Below are 13,020 nucleotides of genomic sequence, written 5' to 3'. Positions count from 1 at the left end.
ACTTCGAACACCTCCCCCAACGGCACAGGAGCCTCGTGCGTTGCGCACACCACCAGCGTCACCCGATCAGTGGCCGCGCTGAAAACACTCACTGACCCACCAGGAGGGTGCATGCAGCTCACCGACCTGACCGCCGTCCAGCTCCTCGACGGTTACCGCAAGGGCGAGTTCAGTCCCGTGGAGGCGACCGAACAGGCCCTGGAGCGGGCCCGGCGCACCCAGCCGGAGGTGAACGCGTTCGTGCGCCTCACCGAGGAGGACGCGCGGGCCCGCGCGCGGGAGTCGGAGGAGCGCTGGCGGCGCGGTGAGCCGGCCGGACTGCTGGACGGTGTCCCGGTGACGGTGAAGGACATCCTCCTGCTGCGCGGCCACCCGACCCTGCGCGGCTCCAGGACGATCTCCGATCAAGGGAGTTGGGACGAGGACGCCCCCTCGGTGGCCCGCCTGCGCGAGCACGGGGCGGTCTTCCTCGGCAAGACCACGACCCCCGAGTTCGGCTGGAAGGGCGTCACGGACTCACCCCTGACCGGCATCACCCGCAACCCGCACGACCACTCCCGCACCGCCGGCGGCTCCAGCGGCGGCAGCGCGGCGGCCGTGGCGCTCGGCGCGGGCCCGCTGTCGCTGGGCACGGACGGCGGCGGCAGCATCCGTATCCCGGCCGCGTTCTGCGGCATCTTCGGCCTGAAACCGACGTACGGCCGAGTACCCCTATACCCCTCCAGCCCCTTCGGCACGCTGTCGCACACGGGCCCGATGACCCGGGACGCGGCGGACGCGGCCCTGCTGCTGGACGTCATCGCCGGCCCCGACCCCCGCGACTGGTCGGCCCTGCCGCCCCCGCCGTCCTCCTTCACGGAGTCCCTGAGGGCAGGCGTGCACGGACTGCGCGTGGCCTACTCACCCTCCCTGGGCGGACAGGTCCCGGTCCAGCCGGCGGTCGCGGCGGCCGTACGGCGCGCGGTGGCCTCACTCGCCGACCTCGGCGCGTACGTCGAGGAGACCGACCCCGACTTCAGCGACCCGGCCGACGCCTTCCACACCCTGTGGTTCAGCGGCGCGGCCCGGCTCACCGAGCGCTTCTCCCCGCGCAAGCGCCAGCTCCTCGACCCCGGCCTGCGCGAGATCTGCGCCCAGGGCGCCCGGCTGAGCGCACTGGACTACCTGGCCGCGGTCGACGTCCGCATGGACCTCGGCCGCCGCATGGGCCGCTTCCACGAGCGCTACGACCTCCTGGTCACCCCGACCCTGCCGATGACGGCGTTCGAGGCCGGGCTGGAGGTGCCGCACGGCTCGGCCCACCGGCGCTGGACCGGCTGGACACCGTTCACCTACCCCTTCAACCTCACCCAACAGCCCGCGGCGACCGTCCCGGTGGGCACGGACGGGATCGGACTGCCGGTGGGCATGCAGCTCGTGGCCGCCCGGCACCGGGACGAGATGGTGCTGCGGGCGGCGCATGCGCTGTACGAGGCCGGGGTGGTCGCGGCACCGCCGGTCTGATCAGAGAGCCGGATCCGACGGCCTCACGATCGCCCGCAGCGCCGCAAGGTGCCCCTGGTAGGCATCCTGGCCTCGCCCGGTCAGGTGGAGCCACACGCGCTGCCGGGTGTCGCGGACGGCTTTGCGCTGCCCGACGTAGCCGGCGTCCATCAGCACGGTGACGTGCTTGCTCAGCACGGAGGCGGAGAGGTCGAGCTGCTTTTGGACCAAGCCGAACTCCGCCTCGCCCGCGGTATCCAGGAGGGCGCAAATGCGCAGCCGGTTCGGGGCGTGGATGGTGGCGTCAAAACCCTCCAGGGGGTCGTGGGTTTCGGCGCTCACGGGGTCTTCCGGTGCAGGCGGACGAAGGCGAGGTGGAAGCCGACGGACACGGCGGCACTGATCAGCGAGGCCGCGATCAGCCACACCGGCCGTCCGGTGACGCGGAACGCGAACGCTGTCCCCACCAGCAGCACGGGCAGGCCGACCGCGAGCGGCACGGTCGCCCGCTTCGGCAGTACGTCAAACCGCAGCGCCACCCCGGTCTTGTTGCGCCAGGTCTTGGCCGCGACGGCGAAGAGCGCCCCGTAGACCGCGGTGATTGCCAGCATTATGCCCATCCAGACGGGGCCCGGCAGTAGCCAGTTCCGGTCCGCCGCGACGCCTCCACAGATGATCGGGAGCGCGGCGGCGTAGAGCGTAAGCGTGATGAAGAACCAGTTCGGCCACGGTGTGGCCGCGAGTGCTGCGGCGGAGGCCCGGATGCGCTCGGTGTCGGCCAGCCCGGAACGGGCCTGCTCTGGCGTCAGCCGTACGCCGTTAGTTTCCATAACGGAAAGAGTATCGGCTAGTTTCCAGTAAGGAAAGTGGCAAGTTTCCAGTATGGCAAGCCATGTCGTCGGCGTAGGCCTCGGCGTGGACGTCGAGAAGTGTCTGCCTGATGCCGGGCAGGTCGTCGTGGCCGTAGTGGCGGAGTTCGACGGCGTGCGTGGTCATGCGGTACTCCATTCGGTCCGGGGGCGATCGGTCCACTCGTACGCGACGTGTGGGGGCGCCAGGTGATCAGGTCGCGGTGGAAGTCGCCCAGGAGCGACGGGAGCCAACGTGTCCGCGCGTGCCGATCACCGGGCGGCGGGCATGTTGCCGTCGCGCCAGTCGTTCACGCGCTTCCGGATGCTGGCGACCATGGGGAGCCCATCAACCTCTACGGTCTCGAACCAGCGGACATCGGTGGATTCCTCGGACACCGCCAGTTGCCCGGCCACAGGACGGGCAAGGAAGCAGATGGAGAACTCTTGCCGTACCTCGCCATCGTCGTAGGCGAAGACGTGACGGGGGTTGGTGTAGGTCCCGACGATGCCGGTGATCTCGACATCGAACCCGGTTTCTTCGCGGGTCTCCCGTACCGCGCAGTCCGGCAATGACTCGCCGATGTGCATGGCGCCACCGGGGAGCGCCCACATGCCGTTGTCGCGCCGACGCTGAAGCAGAATGCGCCCGGAGTCGTCGACAACAACGACGGAAGCAGCCGGAATCAGGCTGTTCGCGGCTGGGGCGTCCGGGTCGTCCTCGTAGTCGCGCCTACCCATTACGCTCCTCTTCCCATACGGGAGTGCCCCGCGCCCACAGTTCCTCGATGTGCGAAGCGAAGCGATCGAACATGCCGTCGTCCTGGTGGCGACGCAGATGCAGCGCAGGGGCATCGTGGCCGATACTGTGCGTCAGCAAAGGCGTGACGATCATGTCGTCATCGAAGCGGAAGACGGACAGGTGCGCGTGCCCACCGCTGTACCGAGCATCGATACCGGGCTGGCTGCTGATCTTCTCCAACTCGGCGAGTGTCACGCGGATACGCGTCGACAACGTGAGCGCAACAGCTTCGTCTTGCTCTCGGGACCGCGTGAGATCGCTGTCAGGGTCGCCGAGCAAGAAGCGTACCCGGCACCCTTGAACGGCCTTGCGCCGCAACGCGACACCGAGTCGGGCCTGTTCGAGCCACAGGAAGTAATTGGTGTAACCGGCGAATGTCAGCTCGCGCTCGGCTTTGGTGATCAACGACCGCCACAGAGACGCCGGACAGCCGGACCGATACGGATATACGGAAACAACCTCACGGTCCGGACCGACCTTGATCGCCTTCTTCGCGGCTGCTGGCCATAACACCGCCTCATCCTCTCCGAGTGCCTCGCAGATGTCCCACCGATGCCGGGCACGGGGAATGCGTCCGGCCTCGGTGATCCAGCGGCCGACCGTCTTGATGTCGACCCCACATCTCTCGGCCAACTGGCGGTCTGTCATTCGGGCTTGAAGCATGGCACGACGTAACGCTTCGTTCGCCAATACCCCTTGGGACGTTAGGGACGCTTCTCACGGTAGGCCTACTCCGTGTCTAACGTTCATGGAACGGAGTAGTAACGCACCACCAGGGGCGGAAGTGTGGTGGACGAACGACGCACAGACCCCCGCGACCGTGGCGACGGTCCGGGGGCGTGGCCACCAACGAGAAGGGTTGATGACATGGCCCACGGTATCGCCCGCTTCTTCGAACCGCTGCTGCGGTTACTGTTTCGCGCTCCGGGGTACCACCAGGCGCCCATCTCACACTCCGTGGCGCCGTCACAGGACACGCGGACCGCTCCTCTCCCGCGCATCACCGTGCTGCGGGGTGAGGACAACAGCCTTGTCCGCCCCTACCTCGTCGCACACGAGCGGTGCGAGGAGGAACGGCGGCAGCGAGCGCGCCGACGGACGCTGGTGCTCGCGACGTACGGCATTGACACGGGCCCACGCTGGATTCACGGTGTGGAGGTGACGGTCTGATGAGCTACGACCGGAACACGATCCCTGCACTCCTCTCTCCCGGCTTGCGACTGCTGCCGTGGGAGACCGACACCGGCAAGCCGTGCTTCCTGTCCACCAACAGCACTCCCGGCACGCTGGCCCGCATCGCGGACGAGATCGAAGCAGACCAGCTGCGCGACGGCACCAACGTCCTCAAGGGCGCCCAAGCCGTCTTGGACGACCGTAAGGCCGGGGAGTACGCGGTACGCCTCGCGCTGCGGGCGGCAACGCAGTGTCTTGGCAATGTGTTGCGGGTCGCCGACAGCAGAGGCGCCCGCCTGCCACGACTGGTCGAATCCGACGACTACGACAACCGAGACCAGGTCGACGGCACTGATGACGACGGGCCGCAGGTTCCGGCCGAGGCGTTCCGATGAACACGGGCAACGGCAACTCGCGACGTCGGTACAGGTTCGCGCAATGGACGCTGGCAGCCATGCCAGCCATGGCCGTGCGCCACTTCGGCAAGTGCCTCACGTGCGGCGAACGTTCCGCCGACACAGCCGACCCGGACGACGCACAGGTGTGGTGCCTGAAGCACGCGGGTCTGACACACCACAGCGGCTACGAGCTGTCGGCGTTCCAGTACTTCAACGCCACCATGACTGACTGCGAGGCCGATCCGCACGCGACATTGACCGAGGTCAGGTAGCCAAGACCAGGGCCCCGATTCTCACCCCCGGAGAGGCGGGGCCTTTCTCTGTCCGCGCTGGGGACCGCTCTGAGCAGCGGAAACCAGAGCGTACTTTTGGAAGCAGCTTGCGAGCTGGTCACGAACACCGTGCATCATGCACGCCCGCCAGGAGCGAGCGACGAGGGCCCCTGGTGGTGTCGGTTAGCCCTGGAGCGGCCGGACGAAGCCACGGTGTGGCCCACCGTCGCGGGCTCCTTGATGGAGCACCGCACCGACCCGTGTAGGCAAAGTGCTCGCGCGCGAGTGCAGCGAGCACGTCCGCGAGGCTGTCGGAGGGGGCACCACGTGACACAGCGAGACACCACCACCGTAGAGCTCATGGACGGACCGACCGCAGCACAGGCCGAGGATGCGTTCAGGCTGGTCTACGCCGAAGCGTTCGGGGAACCGCCTTACAACGAAGGTCCGGACGATGTCGCGGCCGCCTTCCGACGCTTCCGTTCCCAGACGCGCAGAACCGCCTTCCGCGCCACTCTGGCCCGTACCGAGGACGGCGAGCCGATCGGTATGGCGTACGGCTACCCGCTCGGCCCCAAGACGGGCTGGTGGGACCAACCGACCGAACCCGTGCCCGGCGACATGCGGCGCGAGGACGGACGCCGCACCTTCGGCCTCATGGAACTCGCCGTACGCGGACCGTGGCGCAGGCAGGGCGTGGCTCGCCGACTGCACGAGACGCTGTGTGACGGCATCGAGGCCGAACGGGTGCTGCTCAACGTCCACCCGGCCGGCAAAGCGGCGTCGGCCGCGTACCAGGAATGGGGATACCGAAAGGTCGGCGAGGCGCGCCCGTGGCAAGGCGCGGACCTCCATGACGTGATGCTGCTCGATCTGCGCTGAGCACGCGCTTCAGGTGCCTCGCACGCCGATCACCTACTGAAGACAGGCTCCCTGGACTGGCTCCACGCCGCGCTCGACGAGCGGTAGCACCGGCAAGAGCAGAGTGTGTCGCGCATCACATTCCGCCCATGTCACGGACGGGCCGGCCGCTTCCATCTGGTGGGCGTCAGTACGCGATGGAGGAGGACGGAACGATGAGCGGACGGCAGGGGACGGGCTCGGGGGCGGCGCACCACGTGGTGGTTCTGGGGGCGGGGTACGCGGGTATGGCCGCGGCCGTCCAGCTGGCGGCCCGGGTCAAGGGGCGCGCGGGGGTGCGGGTGACCGTGGTGGACGCGCAGGAGCGGTTCACCGAGCGCATGCGGCTGCACATGACGGCGACCGGGCAGCGGCTCGCCGAGCTGAGCATCCCGGAGCTGCTGGAGGGCACGGGCGCGCGGTTCGAGCGCGGCTGGGTGACGGCGGTGGACGCGGACGCGAGGACCGTGCGGATCGACGACGACCGGGTGCTGCACTACGACACGTTGGTGTACGGGTTGGGCAGTGTGGCCGACACGTCGGCGGTGCCGGGGGTCGAGGACCACGCCTACACCCTGAGCAGCGTCCAGGACTCCGAGTTGCTCGCCGACCGGCTGGGGCGGCTTCGCGGTGGCACGGTGGTGGTCGGCGGCAGCGGGCTGACCGGTGTCGAGTCGGCCGCCGAGATCGCCGAGCGGCACCCGGAGCTGAACGTCGTGCTGCTGGGCCGGGACGAGCCCGGTGCGGCCATGAACCCCAAGGCCAGGGCATATGTGCGCGCCGCGCTCGGCCGGCTGGGCGTCCAGGTGCGCGCCGGGGTCGAGGTGGTGAAGGTGCTGCCCGACGCGGTCGAACTGGCGGGCGGGGAGAGCATCGCCGCCGACGCGGTCCTGTGGACGAGCGGTACGCGGGTGTCGCCGCTGGCGGCCGCCGCCGGGCTGGCCGTCGACGAACGCGGACGCATCGTCACCGACGCCGCGCTGCGGTCGGTGTCCCACCCCGAGGTGTATGCGATCGGCGACGCGGCCGCGATCCGTCAGGGGTACGGCGTGATGCACGGCACCTGCCAGGGCGGCATGCCGACGGGTGTGCACGCCGCGCTGTCGATCGACCGGGTGCTCAGGGGCAGGCAGCCCAGGCCGTTCCGGTTCGGCTACTACCACACACCGGTGAGCCTGGGACGCGGTGACGCCGTGGTGCAGTTCACCCGCCCCGACGACAGCCCGCGCGGAATCTGCCTGACCGGACGCATGGCCGTCCGGTACAAGGAGACAGTGACCGCCTCACCCTGGCCGACCTACGGCCGTATGAAGAAGATGCCCGCCGCGGGCGCGTTCTGGCCCCGCGGGGGACGCTTCACCCGTGTGCGGGGGACCCGATGACCGACCTGTCCGTCCACGCCGGCCAAGAGGTCTTCCACGACCACCGCAACCTGCTGTTCTCCGTGGCCTACCGCCTCCTCGGCAGCGCGGCCGACGCCGAGGACGCGGTCCAGGACGCCTGGATCAAGTGGGCCGCCGCGGACCGCTCACAGGTGGCCGACCCCAAGGCGTACCTGACTCGGATCGTCTCCAATCTGGCGCTGGAAAGGCTGCGCTCGACCCGGCACAAGCGGGAGACCTATGTGGGGCCGTGGCTGCCGGAGCCCATCCTCACCGGCGGGGACGCCTCCGAAGCGGTCACGGCCGCCGAGTCGGTGTCGATGGCCATGCTGGTGGTACTGGAGACGCTCAGCCCGCTGGAGCGCGCGGTGTTCGTGCTGAAGGAGGTCTTCGGCTTCAGCCACGCCGAGATCGCGGAGGCGGTGGAACGCTCCGAAGCCGCGGTGCGTCAGGCCGCGCACCGGGCCCGCGAGCACGTGCGGGCCCGGCGGCCGCGCTTCGCCGCCGACCCGTCGCGGCAGCGGGAGGCCACCGAGCGGTTCTTCGCCGCCGCGACCGGCGGTGATGTCAACGCCCTGCTGGAACTGCTGTCCCCGGACGTCACCCTGTGGACCGACGGCGGTGGCAAGGTCCGCCAGGCCATGCGCCCGGTGGTGGGCGCGGCCACGGTGGCCGCCTGGTTCGCGGCCATCGGTACCGTCACCTACCAGGGCGTCGCGCCTGCCGACATGAAGGCCGAACTCGTCGAGATCAACGGCGGGCCGGGCATCGTGTTCAGCGGGCCGGGACGCGTGATCGCCACCGTCACCTTCGACTTCGACGCCGACGGCCGTATCACCGCCATCCACAACGTGGCCAACCCGGACAAACTCCAGGCCGTCGCCGACGGCACCGCCTACGACATCGGTACGCGGTGAACGGCCTCACGCGCGCCGGAAACTGAGGGTCTCCCCCGCCGCCCCGGTCCGCCACAGGTCGTTGCAGGCCTCGGCCATGGCCTCCAGGCCCGCCACCACCTGGCCCCACACGATGCCCGGCACCCATCCCACATCGCCGTTGAGGAGGAGGTTGTTGCGTTCGTAGAACAGGGCCAGGTCGACCACCGTGCCGCCGGGGCGGACCTCGCGGTCGTAGCCGTAGGCCCTGGTGGCCAGTTCGGTGCCGGCGAAGGAGAAGTAGCAGAGGTCGCCGGGGATCGGGGTGACCGTCGGGTTTTCCAGTGGGGGTTCGGTGGAGGCGAACGGCGGGAAGAGGGCGTAGATCTCGTTGCGCGCGTATTTGGCGTGGTAGACGTCGCCCCCGAGGGGGAGCGCCTCCCATACGGCCGCGCAGGTCAGGGGCGCGCGGTCGGTCAGGAGCCGCGCCGTGCAGTGCACATCCCGCTTGTCGAGCGAGACGGTGACGAATCGATCGGACATGAAAACCAGGGTGCATACGACGGGTGCGCTTGGGTAGCCGCGCCGCCATGGCTCCACCAACTGGGAACGACGTACACACATTCCGGTCAGGACTCAGACGCAGCCGGCGGTCGGTGCTCGGCGGCCTCGCGGCCCTCGGCACCGTCGGCGCCCTGGGTGCCACGGGCTGCACTCGGGTGGCCCAGGCGTCCGGCAAGAAGGGCGGTGACCTGCTTGAACGGCTGAAGGCGCAGGGTGTTGTACGGCTCGGGATCGCCGGTGAGGTCCCCTTCGGGTACATCGACAAGGACGGGCAGCTCACCGGGGAGGCGCCCGAGCTGGCCAAGGTGATCTTCAAGCGGCTCGGGGTGGGCAGGGTGCAGCCCGTGCCGACCGAGTTCGGGTCGCTGATCCCGGGGCTCAACTCGCAGCAGTTCGATGTCGTGGCGGCCGGGATGTACGTCAATCCCGAGCGGTGCCAGCAGGTGATCTTCGCGGATCCGGACTATCAGATGCTCGACTCGTTCATCGTGCGCAAGGGCAATCCGCTGGGGCTGCACTCCTACAAGGACGTCGTCGCGAAGAAGGCGAAGTTCGCCACCGGCACCGGATACGCCGAGATCCAGTACGCGGTCGAGGCCGGGTACAAGCAGGGCGACATCCTCATCGTCCCGGACCAGGTCGCCGGGCTGAACGCCGTCGAGGCGGGCCGCGTCGACGTCTTCGCCGGTACGGCGCTCACCACCCGCGAGGTCGTGAAGAAGTCCGCCAAGGCGGAGGCCACGGCGCCCTTCACGCCGCTCGTCAAGGGCAAACCCCATGTCGACGGCGGCGCCTTCGCGTTCCGGCCGACCGAGACGAACCTGCGGGATGCCTTCAACGTCGAGCTGCGCAAGCTGAAGCAGAGCGGCGAGCTGTTCCGGATCCTGCAGCCGTTCGGCTTCACCAGGGCCGAGATGACCGGCCTCACCGCGAAGGAGCTGTGCGGCGGATGACCCCGGGGCTGTGGGAACTCGTACTCAAGGGCGTCTGGACCACCGTCCAGCTGCTGGTGTTCAGCGCGCTGCTGGCCATGGCGGTGTCCTTCGTCGTCGGCATCGCGCGCACTCACCGGCTGTGGATCGTGCGTTTCGTCGCCGGCTTCTACACCGAGGTGTTCCGCGGCACCTCGGCGCTGGTGATGATCTTCTGGGTGTTCTTCGTGCTGCCGGTCGTCTCCGGCTGGCAGCTGGTGCCGATGTGGGCGGGCACGCTGGCGCTCGGCCTGACCTACGGCGCGTACGGCTCGGAGATCGTGCGCGGCGCGCTGAACGCGGTCGAACCGGCGCAGCGGGAAGGCGGGATCGCGCTCAGTTTCACGCCCTGGCAGCGGCTGCGGCTGATCGTGCTGCCGCAGGCGGTGCCGGAGACGATCCCCTCCTTCTGCAATCTGCTGATCGAGCTGCTCAAGGGCACCGCGCTGGTGTCGGCCATGGGCATGGGCGATCTGACGTTCAGCGCGAACCTGGTCCGGCTGGCGTTGCAGCAGAGCGCGGAGATCTACACATACGTCCTGCTGATCTACTTCGCGATCGCCTTCGTGCTCACCCGGCTGATGCGCTCTTTGGAGAAGCGGCTGAAGGCCGGTGTCGGCAACGACGCCGGCACGTTCTCGGCGGCGCGTGAGCTGAAGCGGGCGCAGACGACCGGTGTGGGCATCAACGCGGGCGGGAGTGGTCTCGGATGAAGTGGGACTGGAACGCGGTGAACGACTTCATGCCGCACTTCTGGGACGGGCTGCTGGTCACCCTTGAGGCCCTGGCCCTCGGTTCGCTGCTGTCCTTCACCCTCGGTCTGGTGTGGACGCTGCTGATGCGGACGCCCACCCGGTGGGTGCGCTGGCCGGTCGGGGTGGTCACGGAGTTCGTGCGCAACACCCCGCTGCTGGTCCAGCTGTTCTTCCTCTTCTATGTGCTGCCCGAGTGGGGCCTGACCTTCTCCGCGCTGACCACCGGCGTCTTCGCGATCGGCCTGCACTACTCGACGTACACCATGCAGGTCTACCGGGCCGGCATCGAGGCGGTCCCGGCCGGCCAGTGGGAGGCGGCGACCGCGCTGAACCTGCCCCTGCGGCGGACCTGGACCGCGGTGATCCTGCCGCAGGCGATCCGCCGGGTGGTTCCCGCGCTCGGCAACTACGTGATCGCCATGCTCAAGGACTCACCGATGCTGATGGTGATCACCGTGCAGGAGATGCTCGGGCAGGCCCGGCTCTTCTCCCAGCAGCATTTCCAGTTCACCGAGCCGGTCACGGTGATCGGTGTGGCCTTCATCCTCATCTCCTACCTGGCCTCCCTTCTCCTGCGAGCCCTGGAGCGACGTCTTGTCCGCTGACACTCCCCTGCGCGAAGAACCCGAGCCGCGCCCCGGCGCGACCACGGACGGCGGTGAGCTGGTCCGGCTGGAGGGCGTCACCAAGCGCTTCGGCACGAACACCGTCCTCGACGACCTGAGCTTCACCGTCGACCCCGGCAAGCATGTGACCCTGATCGGCCCGTCCGGCTCCGGCAAGACGACGATCCTCAGACTGCTGATGACCCTCACCGAGCCGGACGAAGGCACGATCACCGTCGACGGGGAGCATCTGTTCCCGGCGCCGGAGAAGCAGATCCGGGAGGTCCGTAAGAAGATCGGGATGGTGTTCCAGCAGTTCAACCTGTTCCCGAACATGAGTGTGCTGCGGAACATCACCGAGGCACCGGTGCAGGTCCTCGGCATGTCCAGGGACGAGGCCGAGGCGCGGGCCCGGGAGCTGCTGGAGCTGGTGGGGCTGGCCGACAAGTGCGACGCCCGGCCGACACGGCTGTCCGGCGGGCAGCAGCAGCGGGTGGCGATCGCCCGGGCGCTGGCGATGCGGCCGCGGGTGCTGCTGCTGGACGAGGTGACCTCGGCGCTCGACCCGGAGCTGGTCGCGGGTGTGCTGGATCTGCTCAGGGACATCGCGCGCAGCACGGACATCACGATGCTCTGTGTGACCCACGAGATGGGTTTCGCCCGCGACATCTCCGACCAGGTGCTGATGTTCGACGGCGGCCGGGTGATCGAGGCGGGCCCGCCGGAGCAGATCTTCGGCGATCCGGAGCAGGACCGCACCCGGGAATTCCTCAGCGCGGTCCTGTGACGCGCGGTGTGAATCCGGCAGATGCCGAGGTCCGACCACTGGGTCATGACCTTGGCATATGCCGGGGGATCTGCGCCGCAGTTGGGAGGGGCATGGCGAGCGAAACAATCTCGCCAACCCCCTCTCCTCGCACCTGGTTTGCCCGTTATCGTGTAAGGCGATCCGCCGACCGGATCTCGCGGCCAGAGACAGGTGACAGACAGGCGAGCGCAGGGGGACCACCGTGGCGCTGATGCACGAGCCGACCGCCCCGTACCACTCCGCCCAGGACGCGCTGCGTGTGCTGGAGACCGTGGCCCGGCACTCCGCCGGCGTCACCGACACCGAGCTGGCCCGCCGCACCGGCCTCGGCTCCGAGCGGCTCACCGTCCTGCTGCGCATGCTGCGCCGCGAGGGCTATGTCGAGCAGATCACCGACGGGGCGTACGTCACGGGCGACACCCTGCGCCGGCTCACCTCCGCGCACGACCGTGCGCTGGCCGTGCACGAGAAGCTCCAGCACACCCTGGACCGGCTGCGCGACTCGGTGGGCGCGGCGGTCTATATGAGCCGGTACGTCGACGGCGAGGTCAAGGTCACCCAGTACGCCGCAGGGCCGACCACCCCGGCGGTGAACGAGTGGGTCGACTTCCGCTACTCCGCCCACGCCACGGCGGTCGGCAAGAGCCTGCTCACCCAGCTCGACCACAACGGCCGCCGCGACCACCTCTCCCGGCACAAGATGGCCCGCCTCACCTCGCGCACCATCACCAGCGACAAGCTGCTCCTGTCCCGCCTGGAGTCGCAGCCGCCGACGGTGCCGGTCCTGGACCTGCAGGAGTACGCGGTCGGCACGGTCTGCGCGGCGGTCCCGATCACGGCGGGCTCCTCGGTGGGCTGCCTGGCGCTGTCCCTCCCGGTGGAGCACGCGCACCGGCTGAAGCAGGCGGCGGACACGCTCAACCGCAGCGCGGCACCGGTGCTGCTGTCGCTGACGATCTAGTCAGGCCCGAGGAGATCACGAGGGTGGTCACAAGCACCCTCCAGGACCAGGTAGTATTTTCTCTGTCGCCAGCCGCGGAAACAAAAAACCGCAGCAGGCGAGAGTCATGCGCCGCTAGCTCAGTTGGTTAGAGCAGCTGACTCTTAATCAGCGGGTCCGGGGTTCGAGTCCCTGGCGGCGCACGATGACGATGGCGAGCCACGTCCGCAAGAAACGCGGACGTG

At 69.0% G+C, this 13,020-nt stretch carries 17 protein-coding genes and 1 tRNA gene; 12 read left to right on the top strand and 6 right to left on the bottom strand.

Translation table 11 applies throughout. The features are described from left to right. Positions 1–111: 111 nt before the first annotated feature. On the top strand, positions 112–1,503 hold the full coding sequence (locus AB0L75_RS27720; protein ID WP_365185883.1) for an amidase: 1,392 nt from the start codon (positions 112–114) through the stop codon (positions 1,501–1,503). Here AB0L75_RS27720 and AB0L75_RS27715 read toward each other — a convergent pair whose 3' ends face one another. The 5 genes from AB0L75_RS27715 to AB0L75_RS27695 all read right to left on the bottom strand — a co-directional run bounded on the left by AB0L75_RS27715 (position 1,504) and on the right by AB0L75_RS27695 (position 3,780). Next, entirely contained in the window at positions 1,504–1,824 is a 321-nt protein-coding gene (locus AB0L75_RS27715) for a transcriptional regulator (protein ID WP_365185882.1), read from the bottom strand. Then, positions 1,821–2,312: a hypothetical protein gene (locus AB0L75_RS27710; RefSeq protein WP_365185879.1), complete on the bottom strand. Its 492-nt coding sequence runs from the start codon at positions 2,310–2,312 to the stop codon at positions 1,821–1,823. Before AB0L75_RS27710 ends, AB0L75_RS27715 begins: the two co-directional genes overlap by 4 nt. Beyond that, positions 2,302–2,478: a hypothetical protein gene (locus tag AB0L75_RS27705; protein ID WP_365185877.1), complete on the bottom strand. Its 177-nt coding sequence runs from the start codon at positions 2,476–2,478 to the stop codon at positions 2,302–2,304. Before AB0L75_RS27705 ends, AB0L75_RS27710 begins: the two co-directional genes overlap by 11 nt. Before the next feature lie 125 nt (positions 2,479–2,603). Further along, on the bottom strand, positions 2,604–3,071 hold the full coding sequence (locus AB0L75_RS27700; RefSeq protein WP_365185876.1) for an NUDIX domain-containing protein: 468 nt from the start codon (positions 3,069–3,071) through the stop codon (positions 2,604–2,606). Beyond that, positions 3,064–3,780 carry an XRE family transcriptional regulator gene (locus tag AB0L75_RS27695; protein WP_365185873.1) on the bottom strand — a complete coding sequence of 239 codons (717 nt, stop codon included), beginning with the start codon at positions 3,778–3,780 and terminating at the stop codon, positions 3,064–3,066. The genes AB0L75_RS27700 and AB0L75_RS27695 overlap by 8 nt, the downstream gene beginning before the upstream one ends. Positions 3,781–4,301: 521 nt before the next feature. Here AB0L75_RS27695 and AB0L75_RS27690 point away from each other — a divergent pair. The 5 genes from AB0L75_RS27690 to AB0L75_RS27670 all read left to right on the top strand — a co-directional run bounded on the left by AB0L75_RS27690 (position 4,302) and on the right by AB0L75_RS27670 (position 8,174). Continuing rightward, positions 4,302–4,700 (top strand): hypothetical protein, encoded by a 399-nt coding sequence (locus AB0L75_RS27690; RefSeq protein ID WP_365185870.1) that lies wholly within the window; start codon positions 4,302–4,304, stop codon positions 4,698–4,700. Continuing rightward, positions 4,697–4,975, top strand: coding sequence for a hypothetical protein (locus AB0L75_RS27685; RefSeq protein ID WP_365185867.1), 279 nt, complete (start codon positions 4,697–4,699; stop codon positions 4,973–4,975). The genes AB0L75_RS27690 and AB0L75_RS27685 overlap by 4 nt, the downstream gene beginning before the upstream one ends. Positions 4,976–5,335: 360 nt before the next feature. Beyond that, positions 5,336–5,857: a GNAT family N-acetyltransferase gene (locus AB0L75_RS27680; RefSeq protein WP_365185866.1), complete on the top strand. Its 522-nt coding sequence runs from the start codon at positions 5,336–5,338 to the stop codon at positions 5,855–5,857. Positions 5,858–6,051: 194 nt separating this feature from the next. Further along, positions 6,052–7,257: an FAD-dependent oxidoreductase gene (locus tag AB0L75_RS27675; protein ID WP_365185863.1), complete on the top strand. Its 1,206-nt coding sequence runs from the start codon at positions 6,052–6,054 to the stop codon at positions 7,255–7,257. Then, positions 7,254–8,174: an RNA polymerase sigma-70 factor gene (locus AB0L75_RS27670; protein ID WP_365185861.1), complete on the top strand. Its 921-nt coding sequence runs from the start codon at positions 7,254–7,256 to the stop codon at positions 8,172–8,174. Before AB0L75_RS27675 ends, AB0L75_RS27670 begins: the two co-directional genes overlap by 4 nt. A gap of 6 nt (positions 8,175–8,180) precedes the next feature. Here the strand turns inward: AB0L75_RS27670 and AB0L75_RS27665 are convergent, their stop codons facing one another. After that, entirely contained in the window at positions 8,181–8,675 is a 495-nt protein-coding gene (locus AB0L75_RS27665; protein WP_365185858.1) for a DUF3830 family protein, read from the bottom strand. Positions 8,676–8,722: 47 nt separating this feature from the next. Between AB0L75_RS27665 and ehuB the strand changes: the two genes are divergently transcribed. The 6 genes from ehuB to AB0L75_RS27635 all read left to right on the top strand — a co-directional run bounded on the left by ehuB (position 8,723) and on the right by AB0L75_RS27635 (position 12,978). Next, positions 8,723–9,649 (top strand): ectoine/hydroxyectoine ABC transporter substrate-binding protein EhuB, encoded by a 927-nt coding sequence (ehuB, locus tag AB0L75_RS27660; protein WP_365185855.1) that lies wholly within the window; start codon positions 8,723–8,725, stop codon positions 9,647–9,649. Next, complete coding sequence (gene ehuC / locus AB0L75_RS27655; RefSeq protein WP_365185852.1) at positions 9,646–10,380, top strand: ectoine/hydroxyectoine ABC transporter permease subunit EhuC; 735 nt, start codon at positions 9,646–9,648, stop codon at positions 10,378–10,380. The genes ehuB and ehuC overlap by 4 nt, the downstream gene beginning before the upstream one ends. Then, positions 10,377–11,027 carry an ectoine/hydroxyectoine ABC transporter permease subunit EhuD gene (gene ehuD / locus AB0L75_RS27650; protein ID WP_365185850.1) on the top strand — a complete coding sequence of 217 codons (651 nt, stop codon included), beginning with the start codon at positions 10,377–10,379 and terminating at the stop codon, positions 11,025–11,027. The genes ehuC and ehuD overlap by 4 nt, the downstream gene beginning before the upstream one ends. 7 nt (positions 11,028–11,034) lie before the next feature. Continuing rightward, positions 11,035–11,814, top strand: coding sequence for an ectoine/hydroxyectoine ABC transporter ATP-binding protein EhuA (gene ehuA, locus AB0L75_RS27645; protein WP_365185910.1), 780 nt, complete (start codon positions 11,035–11,037; stop codon positions 11,812–11,814). A 223-nt stretch (positions 11,815–12,037) separates the two neighbouring features. After that, positions 12,038–12,796, top strand: coding sequence for an IclR family transcriptional regulator C-terminal domain-containing protein (locus tag AB0L75_RS27640; protein ID WP_365185847.1), 759 nt, complete (start codon positions 12,038–12,040; stop codon positions 12,794–12,796). Positions 12,797–12,904: 108 nt separating this feature from the next. Further along, positions 12,905–12,978, top strand: a tRNA-Lys gene (locus AB0L75_RS27635). Positions 12,979–13,020: the final 42 nt, after the last annotated feature.

The sequence above is a fragment of the Streptomyces sp. NPDC052101 genome (assembly GCF_040680235.1).
Lineage (GTDB): Bacteria > Actinomycetota > Actinomycetes > Streptomycetales > Streptomycetaceae > Streptomyces.
Note: the sequence above shows the minus strand (reverse complement) of the source record. Positions and strands in the feature narration are given on the sequence as shown.